Here is a 22,853-nt window from a genome sequence, read left to right as displayed (position 1 = left end):
GTCTTTCCTTTCCTCCGGCCGACGCGGTGGGCCGACCTACTGGTTGGTTGGGAACTATACCCAGTCGCTCAGGACCGCTTCGGTGTCGGCTCCCGGCCGCCGCGGCGGTCGCGGATCGTCGGGAACGCTGCGAGAAAACCGCGGCGCCGGCCGCGGCTGCAGCCCGCCGTCGGCCTGGTAGAAGGTGTTGCGCTCGGTGACGTGCGGCTCGGTTTCCACCTCGCCGAACGCCAGCACCGGCGTCACGCAGGCGTCGGTATCGGCGAACACCTTGGCCCAGTGGTCGCGGTCTTTCGACGCGAACACCTCGGTCAGCCGGGCCCGCAGCTCGGGCCAGCGGGTGCGGTCGTTCTGGCCGGGCAGGTCGGCGCCGTCCAGGCCGAGGCCCTTGAGCAGTTCGGCATAGAACTGCGGCTCGATGGCGCCGACGGCGACGTAGCGGCCGTCGGCGCATTCGTAGGTGTCGTAGTACGGGGCGCCGGTGTCGAGCATGTTGGTGCCGCGCTCGTCGGACCACATGCCCAGCGCGCGCATCCCCCACATCATCTGGATTAGCACCGACGAGCCGTCGATCATCGCCGCGTCGATGACCTGGCCCTTGCCGGAGCTCTGCCGCTCCCACAGCGCGGACAGGATGCCTACCAGCAGGAACATCGACCCGCCGCCGAAGTCGCCGACCAGGTTCAGCGGCGGGACCGGCCGCTCGCCCTTGCGTCCAATCGAATGCAGCACGCCGTTGAGCGAGATGTAGTTGATGTCATGACCTGCCTGCTTGCTGCGCGGTCCGGTCTGGCCCCAGCCGGTCATCCGGGCGTAGATCAGCCGGTCGTTGACCCGCGCGCAGTCGTCAGGGCCCAGGCCCAGCCGCTCGGTGACGCCCGGTCGGAACCCCTCGATCAGCACGTCGGCCTTGGCGACGAGCCCCAGCACCAGGTCGCGCCCCTCGTCGGACTTCAGGTCGGCGGTGACGAAGCGGCGGTTGCGCAGCATGGGGTCGGTGCCGCCGGCGCCTGGCCGGTCGACGCGGACGACGTCGGCGCCGAGGTCGCCGAGGATCATCGCGGCGTGCGGGCCCGGCCCGATACCGGCCAACTCGATTACCCGTAGCCCTGTGAGCGGTCCCGCCATCTCCCGACCTCCTTGTCGACAACATCCGTTCGCATCTTCGCAGCCGCGCCCGCAGCGCGCGCATCGCGGTCACTTATGGTGATCCGCATGTTGGATTCAGCCACCCTGACGCCCGTCGCGGGCGTGTCCGTCACGCTCGCCGACGAAGTGTTGTCGGTGACCATCGACCGCCCCGACAGCCTCAACTCGCTGACGACGCCGGTGTTGGCCGGCATCGCCGAGGCGATGGAGTACGCGGCAACCGATCCGGGGGTCAAGGTGGTGCGACTCGGCGGGGCCGGGCGCGGCTTTTCCTCCGGCGCGGGGATGAGCGCCGACGACGTCTCCGGCAGTGGCGGCCCGGGAACCGAGATCATCGTGCAGGCCAATCGTGCGGTGCAGGCGATCACGGCGCTCCCCCACCCGGTCGTCGCCGTCGTCCAGGGCCCCGCCGCAGGTGTCGGGGTGTCGCTGGCGTTGGCCTGCGACCTCGTATTGGCTTCGGACGCAGCGTTTTTCATGCTTGCCTTCACCAAGATCGGGCTGATGCCCGACGGCGGCGCGTCGGCGTTGGTCGCCGCCGCGGTCGGCCGCACCCGCGCGATGCGGATGGCGCTGCTGGCCGAACGCCTGCCCGCCGCCGACGCGCTGGCCGCCGGGCTGATCAGCGCGGTCTACCCCGCCGACACCTTCGAAGCAGAAGTGGACAAGGTGATCTCGGGGCTGTTGGCCGGGCCCGCGGTGGCGTTCGCCAAAACCAAGGAAGCCATCAACGCCGCCACCCTCACCGAGTTGGAGCCAGCGCTGCACCGCGAGTTGCAGGGTCAGGCCAAGCTGTTGCGCGCACACGACTTCCTCGAGGGCGCAACGGCTTTCCAGCAGCGGCGCACGCCGAACTTCACCGACCGCTAGAACCCGAACATCGGCGGCAGCGCCAGCAGCACCACCAGACTCCACACGAAGTGGGTCAATATCGGCGCCAGGACACCGCCCGTCGCGCGGCGCTCCAACGCGCACACCGTCCCGAGGATGATCGCGGCGAATCCGAGCATCAGGTTTTGGCTGGCCAACGTGGCGACCACATAGATGGTCGTCGAGATGAGCACCGGATGGTGGCGCCCCAGCGCGGTGTAGAGCGCGCCGCGGTAGAACAACTCCTCGGCGATCGCGCCGAGCAACGCGATGGCCAGCGTCAGCCGCCACGAGCCCTGGTCCGCGAATTGCATGACGCGCGTGATCAATTCGGCAACCGGCGGGATCTGCTTGGCAATGAACCCGCCGAGCACGAACACCCCGCCCAGCACCAGACCCGTGGTGCTGCCGGTGATGACGGGACGCTGATTGCGGCCACGCCAGCAGATGCCGCCCAGATGCAGCGGCCCGGATGTCAGCGCCCCGATCAGCCACACCGCACTCAGCGCCAGCGTGAGCCAGTAGAAGCTCGCCTCGCCCGGATGGCGCCGCATCGACAGGCCCAACAGCACCGCGCCGAGTACCAGCACGACGGCGACGACGACACGCCGCCGTCGCACCACCGACGGTGGTTCATGGTGTGGCACAGCGACATTCGTGATCGCGCGGCGGATCTCCTCCAGCGCGCTGGTCCGGGGACGGGTACTGAGGTCGGTCATGCAGAACGCACCTTCGGGGTCAGAGTGATCAGCATGTCGAGTCCGGTGCGCAGTGCACCGGCAATGGGGCCTGGGACGCTGTCGACCAGCCCGAGACCGGGCCGTGCAATCGACGGGGTGACGGCTTGGGCGAGCCGCCGGATGCGCAGCGTGTCGCCGCCGGCCCATACCGGGTCGCTGTCGGCGAGGTGATGCGGGTCGGCCAGCTCGTTGACGGGTTTGGGTTGGCGGCTCGACAGCGACCGCCTGATCGCTTCCTCGACGCCGATCAGTCCGCCGGGCGGGTCGGGCACCAGATCACGCAGGCCGGGGCCCGAGGCACACATCGGATGGTCCAGCGACTCCACCAGATCGGCGGCCAGCCCGTCGGGCACCGGCAGCGCGAGCGCGGTCACCCGCGACGCCACCGAGGTGTCCACTCCGCGCACTGGCAGGCCGGTATGCCACTGACCGGAAATGCGCGCATAGGTTTTCAGCAGCCCGCTGTATGAGGTGGTGTCCGGGCCGGCGATGTCGTACGCGCCCGGCGGTACCAGCCCGGAATCGGCGGCAGCCAGCAGATAGTGCAGCACGTCGCGAATCGATATCGGGTCCACCGGGTTGTCCATCCACGGCGGTATCGGCATCAGCGGGAACCGGTCGCCGACGTAGCGCAGCATCTCGAACGACGTCGAGCCGGCGCCCAGGATCATGGCCGCACCCAGCCACACCACCTCGGGGCCGCCGTCGACGGCCAGCGCGGCGGCCACTTCGGCCCGGCTGGTCAGGTGCTCGGACAGCGCGTCGTCGTCCGGCACGAAGCCGCCCAGGTAGACGATCCGGTGTACCCCGGCGCTCTTGGCCGCCGCGGCGAGGTTGGCCGCCGCTGCCTCGTCCACCCCGCGGAAGCCGGGCTGGCCGATGGTGTGCACCAGGTAGTAGACGACGTCGAGCGGCGCGGCGACGGTCAGCGCTGCGCGCGCAGACGCCGGGTCGGTGGCGTCGAGCACGACGGCCGAGACCTCGTCGCACCAGCCCAAGCGGCCCAGCCTCTCCGGGTTGCGGGTGGCGACGACTACCTCGTGGCCCTCCGCAAGTAATGCCGTGACCAGGCGGGATCCGACGTAGCCTGTTGCGCCGGTCACAAGAATCCGCACACCCCCAACCTATCGAGCGCGACGGGCGCGTGGGGGCGAATCTGTTAGCTGGCCGAAGCGCTGCGCAGGTCGACGAGCGGCGACGACATGGCCGCAATCGTAAGGGTGCGGCCGTGCCGTTCAGCTCAGTGCGATTTGAACCAACCAAGGTCCAAGAGCGTGCCTTCCTACATGGATACGATGACAGGATGCGCCCGGTGACCCCCCCTGGCGTGCGATTGCGCACGGCAACCAGCCCATCCCTCGCGGCGGCGACCATCGAATTCCCGCCGCACTACAACAGCCAAGACGACATCTCCTCGGCGGTGACCGGCTTCGGTGGCGAAGAATTTCAACGATTCACCGCAAGCAGTGGAGTCAAGCACCGACACCACGCGCTGCCGCTGCACCGCTACGGCGAGCTGAGCGGGTTCACGGAGGCCAACGACGCCTTCGTCGACGTCGCCCTGGACCTCGGCGAACGCGCGCTGCTATCGGCTTTCGACGCCGCCAAGGTCAAACCCTCCGAGGTCGACATCATCTTCTCGACGACGGTGACCGGTCTCGCGGTGCCCACACTGGAAGCCCGACTGGCCACCCGGATCGGCCTGCGGCCCGACGTCAAACGTCTCCCGTTGTTCGGGCTGGGTTGCGTGGCCGGCGCCGCTGGCGTCGCGCGCATGTACGACTACCTGCGCGCCTATCCCGATCACGTGGCGGCGCTGCTGGCGGTCGAGCTGTGCTCGCTGACCATCCAGCGCGACGACCATTCGGTGGCCAATCTGGTTGCCTCCAGCCTCTTCGGCGACGCCGCGGGTGCCGTGATCGCCAAGGGCGCCAACCGACCGCCCACTGGGCCCAGGGTGCTGGCCACCCGAAGCCGCATCTACCCGGACACCGAAGACGTCATGGGCTGGCGGATCGGCAGCGAGGGCTTCAAGATCGTCTTGTCGGTCGAGGTCACCACAGTGGCCGAAAAATTCCTGGGCGACGACGTCCGCAATTTCCTCGCCGACCACGGGCTGACCACCGACGACATCTCTACGTGGGTCTGTCACCCCGGCGGGCCTAAGGTCATCGACTCGATCGAAAACGTCTTGGACCTGCCTGTCGATGCTCTTGATCACACCCGAAACTCGTTGCGCGACAACGGCAATCTGTCGTCGGTGTCGGTTCTCGACGTGCTGCGGGCCAACATGGCCGATCCGCCGCCGCCGGGCTCGTTCGGGTTGATGATCGCGATGGGTCCGGCATTCTGCTCGGAACTCGTGCTGCTCGGCTGGTAGGCGTGTACTACCTGCTGATCCTGGCGATTGGCATCGAACGGCTGATTGAGCTGATCGTCTCCAAGCGCAACGCACGATGGGCTCTCGCCCACGGCGGCAAGGAGTTTGGCCGCGGCCACTATCCGGTGATGGTCGCCGTGCACGCCGCGCTGCTGATTGGCTGCGTGGTCGAGGTGTGGACGTTGCACCGGCCGTTCTTCGGCTGGCTCGGCTGGCCGATGCTGGTCGTGGTGGCGCTGAGCCAGGCGCTGCGCTGGTGGTGTGTGACCACGCTGGGCCGCCGGTGGAACACCCTGGTGATCGTGCTGCCGCAGGAGCCCTTGGTGCGACGGGGTCCGTACCGGTGGCTGCATCACCCGAACTATGTGGCGGTGGTATCCGAAGGTGTGGCACTGCCGTTGGTGCACACGGCATGGCTGACCGCCCTCGGATTCACCGTGGCCAACGCGCTGCTGCTGAGGGTGCGGATCCGGGTCGAGAACGAAGCGCTGGGCTATGTATGACGCCGACCTGCTGATCGCCGGTGGCGGACCGGGTGGACTGGCCGCCGCGTTACATGCTCGACGTCTTGGGCTTTCGGTGATCGTCGCCGAGCCGCGAGAACATCCGATCGACAAGGCCTGCGGCGAGGGCCTGATGCCCGGTGGTCTCGCCGAGCTGACCTCGCTGGATGTCGACCCCGCCGGCCTGCCGTTTCGCGGCATCGCGTACGTGAGTGGGCGCCGCCGAGCCGAGGCGCACTTTCGCCGCGGCCCGGGCCGCGGTGTGCGGCGCACGACACTGCATGCCGCGTTGGCGGCGCGCGCCAAAGAGCAAGACACCGAATGGATCTCGACTCGGGTCACTCGGGTTGAACAAGATGCCGCCGGCGTGACCGCGGCCGGCGTGCGGGCGAAGTGGTTGGTGGCCGCCGACGGACTCCACTCCGCGGTGCGCCGCGCCGTCGGGATCACGGCCGTCGCCGGTCGGCCGCGACGCTACGGGGTGCGCTGGCACTTTTCGGTGCCGGCCTGGTCGGATTTCGTCGAGGTGCACTGGTCTTCGTTCGGCGAGGCGTACGTGACGCCGGTCGAGCCGGATCTGGTGGGCGTGGCGATCCTGTCCACCCGCCCACCCGAACTTGCCTGGTTCCCGCGGCTGGCGCACTGCTTGCAGGATGCCAGCCGCGGACGCGCTCGCGGCTGCGGCCCACTGCGACAGGTGGTCTCGCGCCGTGTCGCCGGGCGGGTGCTCTTGGTCGGCGACGCAGCCGGATACGAGGACGCGCTGACCGGCGAGGGCATCAGCCTGGCGGTCAAGCAGGCCGCCGCAGCGGTGACCGCGATAGTCGACGAGTCCCCGTTGTCCTATGAGCGCGAGTGGCGGCGCATCACCCGCGACTACCGGCTGCTGACCCGCGCGCTGGTGCTGGGTACCGTCACCCGCCCGGCACGCCGTGCGATTGTGCCTGCGGCCCAGGCGCTTCCGGCAGTGTTCAGCCGTGCGGTGAACCAGCTGGCTGGGTAATCAGCGTGCCTTCCACACCGGTTGGCGCTTCTCCGCAAACGCCAACGGGCCTTCTTTGGCGTCCTCGGATTTCAGCAGCGTCGCGAATTCCCTTGTGGTGCGCGCCCAGCCGGGTTCCTCATCGGGGATGACCCCGTCGTCGGCGCCGTAAGCGATCCGCTTGCTGGCCTGGATCGACAGCGGCGCGTTCACCGTGACCCGGGCGGCCAGCGCCAGCGCGGCGTCCAGCACCGTCCCGTTCGGGACGACCTGGTTGATCAGCCCCCACTTCAGCGCATCCGCCGCACTGATCGGCTCACCGGTGAACAGCATCTCGAGTCCCACCTTGCGCGGCAACTGCTGCACGATCCGGAACACCCCGCCGGCGCCGGCGATCAGCCCAACCTTCACCTCCGGCAGCCCGAACGACGCGCGCTCCTCCGCCACCACCAGGTCGCTGGCCAATGCCAGCTCGGTGCCGCCGCCCAACGCTGTGCCGTTGACCGCGGCGATGGTGGGCTTGTCGATGAAGTGGTGCACGTAGCCGGCAAAGCCCCACTCCCCGTGGTCGGGGTGATACAGGTTCTCGCGACGCGCGATCGCCTTGAGATCGGCTCCGGCGCAAAAGGATTTGTCACCGGCACCGGTGATGACCACCGCCCGCACCTCGGGATCGTGCTGGGCTTGCTCGAGCGCGTCGCCGACACCGGTACTGACGGCGCCGTTGACGCAGTTGCGGGCTTCCGGGCGGTTGATCGTGATCACCAGGACATTGCCGCGGCGCTCGGTGAGCACCGCGGGTTGGCTCACAACAGCTCCACAATGGTGGCGTTGGCCTGGCCGCCGCCCTCGCACATGGTCTGCAGACCGTAGCGAATTCCCTGGTCGCGCATGTGGTAGAGCATCGTGGTCATGATGCGCGCGCCCGAGCCGCCGAGCGGGTGGCCCAATGCGATGGCCCCGCCGTTGGGGTTGAGCTTCTTCTCGTCGGCGCCGATGTCCTTCAGCCAGGCCAGCGGTACCGGCGCGAACGCCTCGTTGACCTCGAACACCCCGATGTCCTCCAGCTTGAGACCGGATTTCTTGAGCGCCTTCTGAGTCGCGGGGATCGGCGCGGTCAGCATGATGACCGGGTTGGCACCGGCCAGTGTCGCGGTGTGCACCTTGGCAATCGGCTTGAGCCCCAACGACTTCGCCTTGTCCGCCGACATGAACAGCAGCGCCGCCGCGCCGTCGGAGATCTGGCTGGAGTTGCCGGCGTGAATCACGCCGTCTTCTTTGAACGCAGGCTTGAGCTGGGCCATCTTCTCCATCGGCGTACCACGACGGATGCCCTCATCCTTGAGCACCGGATTGCCGTCCTGGTCTTTGATCGGCACGATCTGGTCGTCGAATGCACCGGAATCCTGTGCGGCCGCGGCCTTTTCGTGGGAGCCGAGCGAGAACTCGTCAAGGGTGGTGCGGTCGAATCCCCACTGCTCGGCGATCATCTCGGCGCCGATGCCCTGGTTGGGGATCGCGCCGTCGTAGCGGTCGAGGAACGCTTGGGAGAAGGGCCGCCCGCCGTTGGCCAGCGAAGAGCCCATCGGCGTGCGTGACATCGACTCCACCCCGCCGGCGACGACGACGTCGTAGTGCCCGGCGATCACGCCGGCGGCGGCGAAGTGGATCGACTGCTGGCTGGAGCCGCACTGACGGTCGACGGTGACGCCGGGCACGGTCTCCGGCCAACCGGCCGTCAGCAGCGCGGTGCGGGCGATGTCGAGGGCCTGCTCGCCGGCCTGCATGACGCAGCCCCAGATCACGTCGTCGACGATCTCCGGGTCGATGCCGGCCTTTTGCGCGAGCCCGTTGAGCACCTGCGCGGACAGGTCGGCCGGGTGTACGCCGGACAGGCCACCGTTGCGCTTCCCGATCGGTGAACGAACTGCCTCGACGATGACGGCTTCAGCCATGACGCTCTCCTTTGAACATGAGTTGTGCCTCGATTGTTGACCAACCCGTTGGACGGCTCGCGGCGGGGGTAGCGTCCCCGTCATGGCACGGATCGTGATCATCGGCGGCCACGGCAAGGTCGCCTTGCATCTGGCCCGCATCCTGACCGGGCGCCGCGACGAGGTGGCGTCGATTTTCCGCAATCCTGCCCACGCCGACGACGTGGCAGCGACCGGCGCTAAGCCCGTCGTCGCCGATATCGAGCAGCTCGACACCGGTACGCTGGCCGGCCTGCTCGCCGGGCACGACGCCGTCGTGTTCTCCGCCGGCGCCGGCGGCGGCAACCCGGCACGCACCTACGCCGTCGACCGCGACGCCGCGATCCGTGTCATCGACGCGGCCGGGCAGGCCGGGGTGCGCCGATTCGTGATGGTGTCGTACTTCGGCGCCGGGCCGGATCACGGTGTCCCCCAAGACGACCCGTTCTTCCCGTATGCCGAGGCCAAGGCCGCAGCGGATGCCCACCTGCGCGAGAGCGACCTGGACTGGACGATTCTCGGACCAGGCCGGCTCACCCTCGAACCGGCCACCGGCAGGATCGCCGTCGGTGGTGCGCCGCACGGCCGCGAAGTCCCCCGCGAAGACGTTGCGCTGGTGGCGGCCGCGGCGCTGCACGACGACTCGACGATCCGCCGCACGATCGAGTTCAACACCGGAAACGTGCCGATCGTCGAGGCATTAGCGGCCGGGTAATCTCGACTGTGCAGTCGGTTCGCCGGCCCTGGTGCCGGCGTCGAGCGATGTTGAGAATGCGTCGCGAGAGGGAACCCGGTGAGAGTCCGGGACTGTCCCGCAGCGGTATGCAGGAACGACCGCCGTCAACAGCACTGGTCGAAAGACCGGGAAGCGACGGCCAGTAGGAGCACCTCCGGTGCGTGCCTGCGAGTCCGAAGACCTGCCGGCTGTGCCGGGCGCGCCGCGTCCGGCGGCTCATCGCCTCGTGGAATGGGCGTTCGGCCGCAACGGTTGTAGTGCCGTGCGTCCGTCTGGCGATGACCACCCTGTCGAGTGAAGGACGAACACGTGACTGCTCAACCGTTTACCGCCACCGTCACCGGCTCCCCGCGCATCGGCCCGCGCCGCGAACTCAAACGCGCGACCGAAGGGTACTGGGGCGGCCGGACCAGCCGATCCGAGTTGGAGTCCGTCGCCGCCACCCTGCGCCGCGATACCTGGTCGGACCTGGCGGCCGCAGGCTTGGACTCGGTCCCGGTCAACACCTTCTCCTACTACGACCAGATGCTCGACACCGCGGTGCTCCTCGGCGCGCTTCCAGAGCGCGTACACGGCGTCGCCGACGAGCTGGACCGCTACTTCGCGGCGGCTCGTGGCACCGACGACATCGCTCCGCTGGAGATGACCAAGTGGTTCGACACCAACTACCACTACCTGGTGCCCGAAATTGCGCCCGGCACCCGGTTCACGCTGAACCCGGACAAGGTGCTCTCTGAGCTCAAAGAAGCTCGCGACCAAGGCATTCCGGCGCGTCCGGTGGTCATCGGGCCGATCACCTTCCTGCTGCTGAGCAAGGCGGTGGACGGCGCCGGCGCGCCGATCGAGCGGCTCGACGAGCTGATCCCGGTGTACACCGAGCTGCTGTCGCTGCTGGCCGACAACGGCGCCGAATGGGTGCAGCTCGACGAGCCGGCCCTGGTCACCGACATTTCGCAAGACGCGCCGGCTCTGGCCGAAAAGGTCTACTCCGCGCTGGGTTCGGTGAGCAGGCGGCCGGCGATCCACGTCGCCACCTACTTCGGCGACCCGGGCGCTGCCCTGCCGGCGCTGGCCCGCACACCCGTCGAGGCGATCGGCGTGGACCTGGTCCGCGCCCCCGACACCGCGGTGGCCGCCGTCCCGGAACTGGCCAACAAGACGCTCGTGGCCGGAATCGTCAACGGACGCAACGTCTGGCGCACCGACCTCGAAGCGGCGCTGGGCAAGCTGACAACCCTGCTCGGTGCGGCAGCACATGTCGCGGTGTCCACGTCGTGCTCGACGCTGCATGTGCCGTATTCGCTTGCCGCCGAGACGGATCTGGACGACAACTTGCGCAGCTGGCTGGCTTTCGGCGCCGAGAAGGTGCACGAAGTGGTCACGTTGGCGCGAGCATTGCGCGACGGCCGCGAGGCGGTCGCCGACGAGATCGCGGCCTCCAACGCCGCGGTGGCGTCGCGCCGCTCGGACCCACGGCTGCACAACGGGCAGATCCGCGCCCGCATCGACTCGATCGTCGCCTCCGGCACCCAGCGCGGCCCGTCGGCCGAACGCCGGACCAGCCAGCAGGAGCGGCTGCAGCTGCCGCTGCTGCCGACCACCACGATCGGCTCCTACCCGCAGACCCCCGCGATCCGCAAGGCCCGCGCGGCGCTGCGGTCCGGCGAGATCGACCAGGACGAGTACGTGCGGCGGATGAAGGCCGAGATCGCCGACGTCATCGCGCTGCAGGAGCGGCTGGGCCTCGACGTGCTGGTGCACGGCGAGCCGGAACGCAACGACATGGTGCAGTACTTCGCCGAGCAGCTCGACGGGTTCTTCGCGACCCAGAACGGCTGGGTGCAGTCCTATGGCAGCCGCTGCGTGCGCCCGCCGATCCTTTATGGCGACGTGTCGCGGCCGCAGCCGATGACCGTCGACTGGATCACCTATGCGCAGTCGCTGACCGACAAGCCGGTCAAGGGCATGCTGACCGGTCCGGTGACGATCCTGGCGTGGTCGTTCGTGCGCGACGACCAGCCGCTGGCCGACACCGCTCGGCAGGTCGCGCTGGCCATCCGCGACGAGACGGTCGATCTGCAGTCCGCGGGTATCGGCGTCATCCAGGTCGACGAGCCGGCGCTGCGGGAGTTGCTGCCGCTGCGGCGCACCGACCAGGACGACTATCTGCAGTGGGCGGTCGGGGCGTTCCGCTTGGCGACCTCGGGGGTCGCGGACTCGACCCAGATCCACACCCATCTGTGCTATTCGGAGTTCGGCGAGGTGATCGGCGCGATCGCCGATCTGGATGCGGACGTCACCTCGATCGAGGCGGCCCGCTCGCACATGGAGGTGCTCGACGACCTCAACGCCGTCGGGTTCGCCAACAGTGTGGGGCCGGGGGTCTACGACATCCACTCACCGCGGGTGCCGAGCACCGACGAGATCGCCAGGTCGTTGCGGGCAGCTTTGAAAGCCGTTCCCGCTGAGCGGCTTTGGGTCAACCCGGACTGCGGGCTCAAGACCCGTACGGTCGACGAGGTGACGGCGTCGCTGGAGCACATGGTCGCGGCGGCGAAACAGGTGCGGGCCTCGGCTTAGGACGCTTCTCCGAGCGTGAAGCTGTTGCGAAAAAATCGCCTGGATTTCGCAACAGTTTCACGTTCGGCGTCCTGCACGTGCACCGGCACGGTGTCGTCCCACGGCTGCCGGGTCACCATGTCCGCGACCCGGACATAGCCACGCTCGAATTCGCCGGTGGCCGCGTCGACTAGGCGGTACTGCTGCGTTTGGCGGTGGATGGGTTGCGCGTCGAGCATCACGATGCGCACCTCACCCGGGTCGAAGTGGCAGTGCCTTTGCAGTGCTGCCACCAGCTGCTCGTTGCTGAAGTGCCCGTCGCCGAAATTCCACCCGATCGCGGTGCTGGTGATCCGTTCGCCGTCGGTCAGGACGTAGTCGTCTTCGTTCTGGCCGGCCATCGCGCGGTGCGCCAGCGTGAACAGCGCCCGCCCGTGAGTGTTGAAGGCGCGGAACGCATATCCCATGTACATCGGGATCTGCGCGGCTTCCTTGCTGCCGTAGAACTTCTCCAGCTGCGCGGCGGGCATGCTGGCGATCGCGACAATGCCGTTGGCGATCTTCTGGTCGGCGGACGGCTTGATGCACCACAGCGTTGTGTCCCAGTTGCCGGCGTAGTAGCGCATCCCGGGCAGGAAAGAGATCTTGCGCGGGAACAGGTTTCCCAGTGCGACGGTCCCTACAAGGACGCCGAAGAGGAGTATCGGCAGCGGTGTCGTCAGGTCGGAAAGCCCGACGGAGGCCTGCCCGACGAATAGCGCCAGCACGCTGTACATCATGAACACGTTCCACTCCAGCGGCACCCCCATCGGAATCGCCGACAGGATGCCGAAGTGGAAGCACAACATGACGAATGCGGCGATCGCGGTGGGCCAGCCGCCGTGGCTGAAGAACAGCACCAGCGGCACAAGTCCCTCGACCGCAGTGGAAAAGTGCGCGAGCCAGCGCGACCGCCGGCCCGGCCGCAGGTCGTCCGGGAAGTGTTCGAAGAACTTGCGCTTGATCGATCGCGACCGAAACAGCGGGTTGTTGCTCATCATCGTCGAGATGACGAACGGGAAGTGCTTGTTGAGTTTCGACGTCGCCGCGCCCAGCCAGATGACCAGGCACACGAGTTTGGCGCCGAGGATCATGTCCACCCCATAGCCGACGAACAGGAACGCGACCGTGAACGACGCGTACACCTCGCCGCGGGCGGCCAGGAAGATGACCTTGTCGCGCAACCCGAGCACCGCCAGCACGCCGAGCACCGCCCAGATCTGCCAGACCGGCAGCACCCCGACCGTCGTCCCAAGCGCCGGGACCGGCCCGGAGCCGTCGGAGAAGATCGCGATCACGAGGAGCACAAGCAGCGCGCCGTACAGCAACGCGTCGACGGGAGTGCGCTCGTCGCCTCTGGTCAGCGGTATGCGATTTGGCCACGGCGGCAGCCGGATGGTGCCGGGCCGCAGCCAGTACAGGATCGAGCCCATCGGCGGGAAGAACCGGTTGTTCAGCGGCCCGAAGCCGCAGCCGAGACCGACGACCTCGAACAGCATGGTGTAGAGCACGACCTTCTCGAACACGATCGGCTCGGCGTACCAGTGCGCGACGTTGGTGAAGCCGTCGATCCCGGTGGTGGTCAGCGCGATCAGCCAGGCCGCCAGGATGTAGAGCCCGATCTTGACGACGTAGAACAGGTGCAACAGCACCGGGGTGCCGAAGCCGACCTCGGCCCAGTGCCGGGCCATCGGGATGATTTTCTCAGCGCGGGTGCCCTTGCTCCACTGTTCGAAGTCGATCTGCGGGGTGTCCTGTTTGAGAAATCCCATGGCCGACAGATTAGAACGTGTTCTAGAAGCCCGTCAGGTGTTCCTCGCAGCACGGTTCAAGGCGGCAGCGATCTGGGCGCAGGTGGGTAGGTCGAATCGGCAGCAGATTTCGCCGGACGCTGGAGCGCCGGTGGCCACGTCGATGCCATCGATGACCAGTGTCGGCGACGGGTAGGCCCCTTCGAGTTCGTCGACCCACACCGCAAACGGCACGTGTCGTAGGCAATCGTCGAGGATGTCGCGCAGTGGTCCCAGCAGCGGGCAGTCGGGGACATGCAGCAGCTGGACTCGCATGGGATGAGTCATGTTTGCAAGCTGTCCAGTAGGGGGCAGACCCGCTCTTCCGGCGGGCTGGCGCAGGTGGCGATCAGCCTCCCAAGCGATGCCTGCATCGCTTGCAGGGCACCGATTTTGGCATTCAGGTCGGCGACCTTGCGCTCGGCCAACGCGCGCGCCGCATCGCAGGATTCCGGGCCGCCGTCGGCCAGGTGCAGCAGCACGTCGATCTCGGCCAGACTAAAGCCGAGTTCCTGGGCGTGCTTGACGAACCGCACTCGGCGGACGACCTCGGGCCCATAGTCGCGATACCCGCGGCCCGTGCGCGGTGGATCGGGCAGCAAGCCACGTCGCTCGTAGTACCGCAGCGTCTGTGCGTTCACCCCGGCCTGGCGGGCCACCTGCATTGTGCGCATAGCCGACGGTAAACCCTGTACCTCGGTACGGGGTCAAGCTGCCGCCCACCCCAGTTCACGGCAGACATCGAGGGCGGCGGCGAAGAGCTCGCGGACAGGGCGAACTTCCCCGTCGGGGTGCGCACGACGCCACTTTCGAGCAGCATCCTTCGAGGCGAAGAAATGCCCCTGATCGCAGTACAAGCCGCGAATATCACCCCCGCCGCAACACAGGTTGACGTGGGAAACCACGGTTGTCGGCGGATCGACCGAGGTAACCGCCTCGGGTGTGAGTTCCAGTCGGATCGGCTGACCCGTTGTGGGACAGGTTGATTCGACGCGGGCAGGTCGGCCGAGGATCGGAGTGAAGATCAAGGCGTCGGCAGCGCAGAACGTGAACAACACCCGGCCGTCGACGACATAGCGATGCCGGGTCGGCCGCTGAGTCAGCCCGAACCCGAGCAAGTGCCCGTCGTCGTCCCAATCCGTTCCCGGCTGCGCGCGCAGCCACGACCCGATCTCCTCGACCGAAACGCCCGACACAGCCGCCAGCCGTTCCAGCGCCACCGGTCTGCCCTCGGCCACCACCCGAACCATCGGAGCCATGAACCGTGCCACGTCGTGCGGGATGACTGTGGCGATGGTCTTGCGCAAATCGTCCATTGCCCCAGCGTCGACCCGATACCGCGGTACCGAGTCAAGACCTTGACTACTACTGACCGTAGTAGTAAGAACGGTTGTGGAGGCTCACTTAGGCACCTGATCAACGGGCGGTGATCGCATGATCAACCACATCGAGCAACCACGGGACAATCTGCGTTGGGCGGCAATCGCATTCGCAATCGGGTTCGGGGTACACGGCCTGGACCATCTGCGCCGCGGTATGTCGGCGTCACCACCGTTCATCATGGCCGCCGGCATGGTGCAGGCGCTGTTCGTCGTGATAGCGGTCGCGATGGTCCTGACGCATCGCACGCGTGCACCGCTGGCGGCGACGCTGGTCGGGTTCGGCAGCGCGGTCGGGTTCACCTATGCGCACCTGTTGCCTACAGTGTTCCCCGGTTACCAGGACAGCTTCATCTCGCCGCCGCACGTCAACGTAACCTGGTTTTCCTGGTTCAGTGCGCTGACCGAGATCGGTACCGGACTCGTCTTCGCGCTGGCAGGCATCAGGGAGGTGAACCGTGTCAGGAATCCTGTTCTTTGACGGCGCCTGCGGAATGTGTACGCGTGCAGTAAATTTCATTATGAGGCACAACAGGACGGGCGAACTTCGGACCGAACCACTGCAGGGTCCGGGAGTCGCGGAGCGGCTGGGCGTTGAGCCGTCGCACCTACTGGAGTGCAACCGATGGCTTGACGCGTCGGGTGCGGTGTACTCCGGCGCGGAGGCCATGAACGCGGCGGTGTCGACGGCGATCGGCACCAGACTGCCGCTGATGGTCTATCGCATCCCGGGTATCCGGTTCGTCGAAGAGGCGATCTACCGATGGGTGGCCACGCATCGCTACCGGTTTCGGGGCACGACGCCTTACTGCGAGTCGAATCCCGCTGCGTGCTGACGCTTCTCGCTCACAGCGAGCGGCTGATGATTTCCTTCATGATTTCGCTTGTGCCACCGTAGATGCGGTTCACCCGCGACCCGGTGTACATGTTCGCGATCGGGTACTCGGCCATGTACCCGTAGCCGCCGAAGATCTGTAGGCACTTGTCGACCACCTGATCGCACTTCTCGGCGGCGAACAACTTGGCCATCGACGCTGTCATCGGGTCGTTGTTGCCGTCGACGTATTGCCCGATCGCATAGTCGACCAGTGTCTTGATCGCCAGTGCCTCGGTCTTGCATTCGGCCAGCACGAATTTGGTGTTCTGGAAGTTGCCGATCGGCCGACCGAACGCCTCTCGCTCTTTAGAGTACTTGATCGCCTCGAGCACCGCCGCTTCTGCCAGCGCCGCGCACAGGGTGGCGATGATCAGCCGTTCACGGGCAAGCTGTTCCATCAGCTGGTAGAAGCCCAACCCTTCCTGCGCTCCGAGCAGGTTGGCCACCGGTACCCGCATGTCGGAGAAGAACAGTTCGCGGGTGTCTTGCCCGTGCTGACCGATTTTCTGCAGGACGCGTCCGCGCTCGAACCCAGCGAGGTCATTGGTCTCCGCCACGATCAGCGACACCCCGGCTGCCCCTTTGGACGGATCAGTCTTGGCCACGATCACCAGCAGGTCGCAGTGAGTTCCGTTGGAAATAAACGTCTTCGATCCGTTGATGACGTAGGTGTCGCCTTCGCGGAAAGCGGTGGTACGCACCGACTGCAGATCCGATCCGGTGCCCGGCTCAGTCATCGCGATCGCCAGCACCGCGTCGCCGCTGATGGCTTTGGGCAGCCAGCGCTTTCGTTGCCCGTCGTTGCCGTAGGCGTAGAGGTAATGCGCGACGATCGGCGAGTGGACCGAGAACCCGAAGCACTGGTCGTGGGCGTACACGAGTTCTTCCTGCACCACCGCCTGCATGGCAAAGTCGCCGCCCATCCCGCCGAATTCCTCGGGCAGGTCCAGGCCTAACAATCCAGCGGCGCCGGCCTTGTTCCAGAACTCGCGGTCCACCGCATGCTGGGCGACCCAGCGTTCCTGGTTCGGGGTGGCTTCCTTGCGGAAGAACTCCGCGGCATGCTTGCGCAGCTCGCGGTGCTGGTCGGTCTCCCAGCTCGGGCGGTAATCGGGGAACAACTGCGACACGCGGGTCACGATACACTTGTATCGTAAAAATATCACCTGTACAGGCGAGGGCAGATGCTGAACCCGCGGGCGACCGACGAGGACCTGACCGCCAAGGCGCGGATCCGCAACGCCGCGCTGGACCTCTACGCGTTACATGGCGAGGATCGAGTGTCGTTGCGCGACATTGCTTCTGCCGCCGGGGTCACCTTGGGCCTGGTGCAACATCACTTCAAGACCAAGGCCGGGCTGAGAGACGCGGTGGACCAGTTGGTGGTGGATTACTTCGCACACGCACTGGCCGAGGTTCCCGCCAAGGGCAGCGCGCGGCAGGTGGCTGCGGCACGCGACGAGGCCGTGGCCCGGATGCTGCGCGCCAACCCACCGGTGGTGAATTACGTGCGCCGGGCGATCCTCGAGGCCGCCGACGACCGAATGCATCTGCTCGACGTCCTCGTCGACCTGACCCGTCGCGAAGTCGTGGCGCTGCGCGGTTCCGGACTAGCCTCCACCCAACGACCCGAGTCCACTCAGATTCTGAGTGTGCTGTTGCGGCAGATGGGCGAGCTGTTGTTACAGCCGCTTGTCGATACGGTGTGGGACCGGGTCGCCGAGCCCGGCGACGACCGCAAGCCACGGCTGCGCATCACCGTCGAAGGCTGACCGCCCGCTGCGGCCGGCCCGAATACTCGGAGAGCGGGCGGATCAGCGCGTTGGAACCGGCCTGCTCGATGATGTGCGCGGTCCATCCGGTGATCCTGCTCATCACGAACAGCGGTGTGAACATTGGGATGTCGAAGCCCATCAGGTAGTAGGCCGGACCGGTCGGGAAGTCGAGATTGGGTTTGATCCCCGTGGCCGCCAGCATCTCGGTCTCCAGCACGTCGTAGATGTCCAGCCAGCGCCGCCCGTCGCGGACGTCCGCTACCCGGGTCAGAGCCTGTTTCATCGTGGGCACCCGCGAATCGCCGTTCTTGTAGACGCGGTGACCGAAGCCCATGACTTTTTCTTTGCGGGAAAGCTTGCCGTGCAACCATTTCGCCGCATTGTCGGCATGGCCGATCTCTATCATGTCGTGCATGACGGCCTCGTTGGCGCCGCCGTGCAGCCGGCCTTTGAGCGCGCCGATCGCCGCGGTGACCGCGCTATAGATGTCGGACTGCGTCGAGGTGACCACCCGTGCCGCAAAGGTGGAGGCGTTGAAGCCGTGCTCCGCGTAGAGGATCATCGACTGCTCGAACGCGGAGACGACGACTGGTTCGGGCACCTCGCCGAAGCACATTCGCAGAAAGTTTTCCGCATAGCCCAGGTGGCTGTCCGGCGCGATCGGCGCCAGGCCGCGGCGGCGGCGCATGTCGGCGGCCACGATCGTCGGCAGTACCGCGAACATCCGTAATGCCTTGGCATAGTTGGCCGCTTCGGCGCTGTCGTCCTCGTCGGGATCCTCGGCGCCCAGGTAGCTGATCGTGGTGCGCACGACGTCCATCGGGTGGCAGTTGTCGGGCAGCTTGGTCAGCAGTGACAGCATCGAGCGGTCCAGCCGACGGCTGGCGCGTTCGCGTTGGCAAAACAACGCCAGCTCGGCGTCGGTGGGCAGTTCGCCGTGCCAAAGCAGATAGGCAACCTGCTCGAAACTACAGTGCGCGGCCAGCTCCTGAACGGGGTAGCCGCGGTAGGTGAGCGAGTTCGTCTCCGGCACCACCTTGGAGATGGCCGTGGTGTCGACGACGACACCGGCCAGACCCTTGTGAATCATCGCTTGCCTCCCGCGATGTCGTTGTCGAACTCGGTGTAGTCGGCGTAGCGCAGCAACTCGTAGAGCCGGCTGCGGTGCTGCATCTTCTCGAGCAGTCCCGATTGCGTTCCCGCGGCATTGATTTCGTGTAGTCCCGCCTCGATGGCGAACATCGCCAGCCGCAATGTCGTGACCGGGTAGATCACGACGTTGTAGCCGATGTCGGCCAATTCCTGCGCACTCAGCAGCGGTGACTTGCCGAACTCGGTCATGTTGGCCAGCAGCGGCACGTCGACTGCGGCGCGGAATCGCTCGAAGTCGGCTGCGTCCGTGAGTGCCTCGGTGAAGACCAGGTCGGCGCCGGCGTCGACGTAGGCACGGGCCCGCTCGATCGCGGCGGAGACTCCCTCGACGGCGGCCGCGTCGGTGCGGGCGCAGACGACGAAGTTGGGGTCGCGCCGGGCCGCAACGGCCGCCCGGATCCGCTTGACCATCTCGGCTGTCGGGACGACGGCCTTGCCGTCCAGGTGTCCGCAGCGCTTCGGGTTGACCTGGTCCTCGAAGTGGCAGCCGGCCAGCCCGGCGTCTTCGAGCATCGTGACGGTCCGCGCGGCATTGAGAGGTTCGCCGAATCCGGTGTCGGCGTCGATGAGCGTGGGCAGGTTGGTCGCCGCGGCGATCTGTGCGCCGCGTGCAGCGACCTCGGAGAGCGTCGTCAAACCGATGTCGGGCAGACCGAGGTCGGCCGACAGCGCCGCGCCGGACACGTACACACCCTCGAAACCGATGTCCGCGACCAGCTTGGCAACCAGCGGCGAGAACGCTCCCGGAAGGCGTTGCAGCCGCCCGGAATTCAGGCCGGCGCGCAAAGCCGCCCGTTTGTCCGCAGCGCTGGTTTGCGCGGCCAGCAGCCCGGTCACTGGAATATTCCCGACGAGACGGTCGGCGCCTTGTCCAGCACCCGTGGGTCGACCAGTACGTTGAGCCCAGCCAGCGTGCCGGACTTCATGTCGGCAAGCCCGTCGACCGTAGCCAGGAACCGTTGCTGCTCAGCGGGTTTGACGACACCGCCGGCGAGTTGCCCGAATTTGGCGACGTACTGCTCGCGCCCGAACGGCCGCGCCCCCAGCGGATGGGCGTCGGCGACGGCGAGTTCGTCGCTGATCACCTCGCCGCTCTTCAGCGTAACCTCCGCGCGGGCGCCGAACGCTTTTTCGGCTGGGTCGGTCGAGTGGTAGCGACGGGTCCACTCGGGGTCCTCCACCGTGGAGATCTTGTGCCACAACGCAATCGTGTCGGGCCGGTGCGCCCGCTCCGGCGCGTAGGAGTGCTCGTGGTGCCAGCTGCCGTCCTGCAGCGCGACCGCAAAGATGTACGGCAGCGAGTGGTCGAGGGTTTCCCGCGACGCGTCCGGGTCGAACTTCTGCGGGTCGCCTGACCCGGTGCCGATAACTACGTGGGTGTGGTGGCTGGTGTGCAGCACGATCGAGGCCACCTGATCGAGGTCGCCGATGCGGTCCCGCAGCCGGCGGGCCAGGTCGATGGGCGCCTGGCTTTGGTATTCGGCCGAATGCTCCTTGGTGAAGCTGTCCAGGATCGCGCGCTTGGGCTCCCCGGGCGCGGGCAGCGGCACCTGGTAGGTGTGCTCGGGACCCGAGAGCAGCCAGGCGATCACGCCGTCCTCGCCCTCCCAGATCGGCGCCGGCGACCGCTCACCGCGCATCGCCCGGTCGACGGCCTCGATGGCCACCTTGGCGGCGTGCGCGGGCGCGAAAGCCTTCCAGCTGGAGATCGAGCCCTTGCGGGACTGGCGGGTGGCGGTCGTCAGGTGCAGCGCCTGCCCGATCGCTTGATAGATGGTCTCGGTGTCCAGTCGCAACATGGTGCCGATGCCGGCGGCCACCGACGGGCCGAGATGCGCGACGTGGTCGATCTTGTGCTCGTGCAGGCAAATTCCGCGGGCCAGGTCGATCTGGATCTCGTAGGCGGTCGCGATGCCGCGGATCAGGTCGGCGCCGCTAACCCCGAGCTGCTGGGCGACGGCCACCAGCGGCGGGATGTTGTCGCCCGGGTGGGAGTACTCGGCGGCCAGAAACGTGTCGTGGAAGTCGAGTTCGCGCACGGCGACACCGTTGGCCCAGGCCGCCCATTCCGCCGAGTAGCTGCCGTCGACACCGAATACCGTTGCACCAGGCGTTGACCGGTGCGCCAGCGCTTGGTGACGAGCGACGGTGACCGGTTGCCGCAGCACCGCCGCCGCGCTGACCGCGGCGTCGTCGATGATCCGGTTGAGCACCATCGCCTCGGTTGCCGGCTCGACTTCGACCTCGTCGACGGCCACCTCGGCGATCTTGTAGGCGAGGTGCTCGGTGATCGGAAACTCGTCGGCGCTACGGCGGGTTCTGACCGGATGCATGATCATATCCGCACACTATGCAAAGCCGACCAGGAATAAAACCCCCAGGATATGCGTAATTTTGCGTCTTTGTCCGACGGTGTTTGCGAACATTGTGAACATACTCAGGAGTAGGGTGTCGACGTGGCGAAGTTGTTCTCCGGTGCCCGGCTGCGGCGGTTGCGGGAGGAACGCGGGCTGACCCAGGCCGCGCTGGCCCGCACCCTGGACTTGTCCACCAGCTACGTCAACCAGCTGGAGAACGACCAACGGCCGATCACCGTACCGGTGCTGCTCGCGCTCACCGAGCGCTTCGATCTGCCTGCGTACTATTTCTCTTCCGAGTCGGACGCCCGGCTGGTCGCCGATCTGTCCGACGTCTTCACCGCCGCCGGCGCCGAAAACATCAGCCGCACCCAGGTCGAGGAGTTGGTCGCCCGGATGCCCGACGTGGGGCGCAGCCTGGTTTCGGTGCACCGCCGCCTGCGAGACGCCACCGAGGAGCTCGAAGCGTATCGGTCGCGGGCGACCACAGAGACGTCGCTGCCGCCCCAGCGCCCGATGCCCTTCGAAGAGGTCCGTGACTTCTTCTACGACCGCAACAACTACATCGGCGAACTCGACGTCGCGGCCGAGCAGATGTTCGTCGAAAGCGGGATGCGGATCGGCGGCTTGGACATCCAACTCGCCGAGCTGATGCGGGACCGCTTCGAAATCACCGTCGCCGTTGACGGCGATCTGCCCGAGATCGCCAAACGCCGGTTCGATCCGGCCACCCGGGTGCTTCGCGTCGCGCACTGGCTGCTGCCGGGCCAGCGCGCCTTCCAGATCGCCACCCAGCTGGCGCTGATCAGCCAATCGGAGCTGATCTCGGCGATCTTGGCCACCGACCACCAGCTCAGCTCTGAGTCCCGCGGCGTCGCCCGCATCGGACTGGCCAACTACTTCGCCGGCGCATTTTTGCTGCCGTATAGCCAATTCCACCGCGCTGCTGAGGAATTGCGTTACGACATCGCTCTGCTGGGCCGCCGGTTCGAAGTCGGCTTCGAAACCGTGTGCCATCGGCTGTCCACGCTGCAACGCCCACACCGTCGCGGGGTGCCGTTCATCTTCGTCCGCACCGACAAGGCGGGCAACATCTCGAAGCGGCAGTCGGCCACCGCTTTTCACTTCAGCCGGGTCGGCGGGAGCTGCCCGTTGTGGGTAGTGCACGACGCGTTCGCCCAGCCGGGGCGCATCATCACCCAGGTGGCTCAGATGCCCGACGGCCGCTCATATTTCTGGATCGCCAAGACCACCGAGCCCGAAGGCCACGGATACCTGGGCCAGCACAAGAGCTTTGCCATCGGATTGGGCTGTGACCTGGTCCACGCGCACAAGCTCGTCTACTCCACCGGTGTCGCGATCGACGACCCGGGCACGGCGGTGCCGATCGGCGCTGGCTGCAAGATCTGCAACCGGCCGGACTGCGCGCAGCGCGCCTTCCCCTACCTCGGCGGGCAGGTCGTCGTCGACGAAAACACCGGCAGCAGCCTGCCCTATTCGCCGACGACTTAACGTGGCCGCCACTGGTCGCCGTCGCCGGTGTAGCTTCGGCAGTTAACGGCACCCAACGTGAAGGCACGTCATGCAAGGTC

At 67.0% G+C, this 22,853-nt stretch carries 23 protein-coding genes and 1 riboswitch; of the genes, 10 read left to right on the top strand and 13 right to left on the bottom strand.

The genetic code is table 11. The annotated features are described in order from the left end of the window. Positions 1-54: 54 nt before the first annotated feature. Positions 55-1,128, bottom strand: coding sequence for a CaiB/BaiF CoA transferase family protein (locus G6N47_RS13995; RefSeq protein ID WP_083132992.1), 1,074 nt, complete (start codon positions 1,126-1,128; stop codon positions 55-57). 87 nt (positions 1,129-1,215) lie between these two features. Between G6N47_RS13995 and G6N47_RS13990 the strand changes: the two genes are divergently transcribed. Then, complete coding sequence (locus G6N47_RS13990; protein WP_083133112.1) at positions 1,216-2,019, top strand: enoyl-CoA hydratase; 804 nt, start codon at positions 1,216-1,218, stop codon at positions 2,017-2,019. Here the strand turns inward: G6N47_RS13990 and G6N47_RS13985 are convergent. Both G6N47_RS13985 and G6N47_RS13980 read right to left on the bottom strand, forming a co-directional pair. Then, positions 2,016-2,738, bottom strand: a complete 723-nt coding sequence (locus G6N47_RS13985) for a CPBP family intramembrane glutamic endopeptidase (RefSeq protein WP_083132993.1) — start codon at positions 2,736-2,738, stop codon at positions 2,016-2,018. The genes G6N47_RS13990 and G6N47_RS13985 overlap by 4 nt on opposite strands. Next, positions 2,735-3,874, bottom strand: coding sequence for an NAD(P)H-binding protein (locus tag G6N47_RS13980; RefSeq protein WP_083132994.1), 1,140 nt, complete (start codon positions 3,872-3,874; stop codon positions 2,735-2,737). Before G6N47_RS13980 ends, G6N47_RS13985 begins: the two co-directional genes overlap by 4 nt. A 188-nt stretch (positions 3,875-4,062) precedes the next feature. Here G6N47_RS13980 and G6N47_RS13975 point away from each other — a divergent pair, with 188 nt between their 5' ends. Genes G6N47_RS13975 through G6N47_RS13965 form a run of 3 tightly spaced genes read left to right on the top strand, consistent with a single transcriptional unit; the run spans position 4,063 to position 6,645 of the window. Next, the gene (locus G6N47_RS13975) at positions 4,063-5,139 is read left to right on the top strand and encodes a type III polyketide synthase (RefSeq protein ID WP_083132995.1); all 1,077 of its coding nucleotides are present in this window, start codon (positions 4,063-4,065) and stop codon (positions 5,137-5,139) included. Positions 5,140-5,141: 2 nt separating this feature from the next. Next, positions 5,142-5,642: an isoprenylcysteine carboxyl methyltransferase family protein gene (locus tag G6N47_RS13970; protein WP_083132996.1), complete on the top strand. Its 501-nt coding sequence runs from the start codon at positions 5,142-5,144 to the stop codon at positions 5,640-5,642. Continuing rightward, entirely contained in the window at positions 5,635-6,645 is a 1,011-nt protein-coding gene (locus G6N47_RS13965; protein WP_083132997.1) for an NAD(P)/FAD-dependent oxidoreductase, read from the top strand. The genes G6N47_RS13970 and G6N47_RS13965 overlap by 8 nt, the downstream gene beginning before the upstream one ends. Here G6N47_RS13965 and G6N47_RS13960 read toward each other — a convergent pair whose 3' ends face one another. Further along, positions 6,646-7,434 (bottom strand): crotonase/enoyl-CoA hydratase family protein, encoded by a 789-nt coding sequence (locus G6N47_RS13960; RefSeq protein ID WP_083132998.1) that lies wholly within the window; start codon positions 7,432-7,434, stop codon positions 6,646-6,648. Then, the gene (locus G6N47_RS13955; protein WP_083132999.1) at positions 7,431-8,579 is read right to left on the bottom strand and encodes a thiolase family protein; all 1,149 of its coding nucleotides are present in this window, start codon (positions 8,577-8,579) and stop codon (positions 7,431-7,433) included. The genes G6N47_RS13960 and G6N47_RS13955 overlap by 4 nt, the downstream gene beginning before the upstream one ends. Positions 8,580-8,661: 82 nt before the next feature. Between G6N47_RS13955 and G6N47_RS13950 the strand changes: the two genes are divergently transcribed. Next, positions 8,662-9,312: an SDR family oxidoreductase gene (locus G6N47_RS13950; protein WP_083133000.1), complete on the top strand. Its 651-nt coding sequence runs from the start codon at positions 8,662-8,664 to the stop codon at positions 9,310-9,312. Next, a riboswitch (cobalamin riboswitch) is annotated at positions 9,311-9,536 on the top strand. Its footprint overlaps the gene before it by 2 nt. Before the next feature lie 106 nt (positions 9,537-9,642). Next, on the top strand, positions 9,643-11,913 hold the full coding sequence (gene metE, locus G6N47_RS13945; protein ID WP_083133113.1) for a 5-methyltetrahydropteroyltriglutamate--homocysteine S-methyltransferase: 2,271 nt from the start codon (positions 9,643-9,645) through the stop codon (positions 11,911-11,913). On the opposite strand, the gene G6N47_RS13940 is transcribed toward metE, so the two are convergent. Genes G6N47_RS13940 through merB form a run of 4 tightly spaced genes read right to left on the bottom strand, consistent with a single transcriptional unit; the run spans position 11,910 to position 15,037 of the window. Further along, entirely contained in the window at positions 11,910-13,703 is a 1,794-nt protein-coding gene (locus G6N47_RS13940) for a DUF3556 domain-containing protein (RefSeq protein ID WP_083133001.1), read from the bottom strand. The genes metE and G6N47_RS13940 overlap by 4 nt on opposite strands. A 33-nt stretch (positions 13,704-13,736) precedes the next feature. After that, positions 13,737-14,009: an alkylmercury lyase gene (locus G6N47_RS13935; protein WP_139799617.1), complete on the bottom strand. Its 273-nt coding sequence runs from the start codon at positions 14,007-14,009 to the stop codon at positions 13,737-13,739. After that, complete coding sequence (locus tag G6N47_RS13930) at positions 14,006-14,395, bottom strand: MerR family transcriptional regulator (RefSeq protein WP_083133003.1); 390 nt, start codon at positions 14,393-14,395, stop codon at positions 14,006-14,008. Before G6N47_RS13930 ends, G6N47_RS13935 begins: the two co-directional genes overlap by 4 nt. 33 nt (positions 14,396-14,428) lie before the next feature. Then, positions 14,429-15,037, bottom strand: a complete 609-nt coding sequence (merB, locus tag G6N47_RS13925; RefSeq protein WP_083133004.1) for an alkylmercury lyase MerB — start codon at positions 15,035-15,037, stop codon at positions 14,429-14,431. A gap of 118 nt (positions 15,038-15,155) precedes the next feature. Between merB and G6N47_RS13920 the strand changes: the two genes are divergently transcribed. Together G6N47_RS13920 and G6N47_RS13915 are read left to right on the top strand one after the other, a co-directional pair. Then, on the top strand, positions 15,156-15,581 hold the full coding sequence (locus tag G6N47_RS13920; protein WP_083133005.1) for a hypothetical protein: 426 nt from the start codon (positions 15,156-15,158) through the stop codon (positions 15,579-15,581). 40 nt (positions 15,582-15,621) lie between these two features. Further along, positions 15,622-15,936, top strand: coding sequence for a thiol-disulfide oxidoreductase DCC family protein (locus tag G6N47_RS13915; RefSeq protein WP_308206283.1), 315 nt, complete (start codon positions 15,622-15,624; stop codon positions 15,934-15,936). Between the two features lie 10 nt (positions 15,937-15,946). Here the strand turns inward: G6N47_RS13915 and G6N47_RS13910 are convergent, their stop codons facing one another. Next, positions 15,947-17,107 (bottom strand): acyl-CoA dehydrogenase family protein, encoded by a 1,161-nt coding sequence (locus G6N47_RS13910; RefSeq protein ID WP_083133114.1) that lies wholly within the window; start codon positions 17,105-17,107, stop codon positions 15,947-15,949. Positions 17,108-17,161: 54 nt separating this feature from the next. Here G6N47_RS13910 and G6N47_RS13905 point away from each other — a divergent pair, with 54 nt between their 5' ends. Continuing rightward, positions 17,162-17,749, top strand: a complete 588-nt coding sequence (locus G6N47_RS13905; protein WP_083133007.1) for a TetR/AcrR family transcriptional regulator — start codon at positions 17,162-17,164, stop codon at positions 17,747-17,749. On the opposite strand, the gene G6N47_RS13900 is transcribed toward G6N47_RS13905, so the two are convergent. From G6N47_RS13900 to prpD, 3 genes are read right to left on the bottom strand one after another with little or no spacing between them, the layout of a single operon-like run. After that, positions 17,733-18,842, bottom strand: coding sequence for a bifunctional 2-methylcitrate synthase/citrate synthase (locus tag G6N47_RS13900; RefSeq protein WP_083133008.1), 1,110 nt, complete (start codon positions 18,840-18,842; stop codon positions 17,733-17,735). The two genes, G6N47_RS13905 and G6N47_RS13900, sit on opposite strands and share 17 nt — an antisense overlap. Beyond that, positions 18,839-19,741 (bottom strand): methylisocitrate lyase, encoded by a 903-nt coding sequence (gene prpB, locus G6N47_RS13895; protein ID WP_083133009.1) that lies wholly within the window; start codon positions 19,739-19,741, stop codon positions 18,839-18,841. Before prpB ends, G6N47_RS13900 begins: the two co-directional genes overlap by 4 nt. Next, complete coding sequence (prpD, locus tag G6N47_RS13890) at positions 19,738-21,243, bottom strand: 2-methylcitrate dehydratase PrpD (RefSeq protein ID WP_083133010.1); 1,506 nt, start codon at positions 21,241-21,243, stop codon at positions 19,738-19,740. The genes prpB and prpD overlap by 4 nt, the downstream gene beginning before the upstream one ends. Positions 21,244-21,360: 117 nt before the next feature. On the opposite strand from prpD, the gene G6N47_RS13885 reads away from it, so the two are divergent. Beyond that, positions 21,361-22,773, top strand: a complete 1,413-nt coding sequence (locus G6N47_RS13885; protein ID WP_083133011.1) for a short-chain fatty acyl-CoA regulator family protein — start codon at positions 21,361-21,363, stop codon at positions 22,771-22,773. Positions 22,774-22,853 lie beyond the last annotated feature (80 nt).

Source organism: Mycobacterium branderi, from assembly GCF_010728725.1.
Classification (GTDB): Bacteria; Actinomycetota; Actinomycetes; order Mycobacteriales; family Mycobacteriaceae; genus Mycobacterium; species Mycobacterium branderi.
Note: the sequence above shows the minus strand (reverse complement) of the source record. Positions and strands in the feature narration are given on the sequence as shown.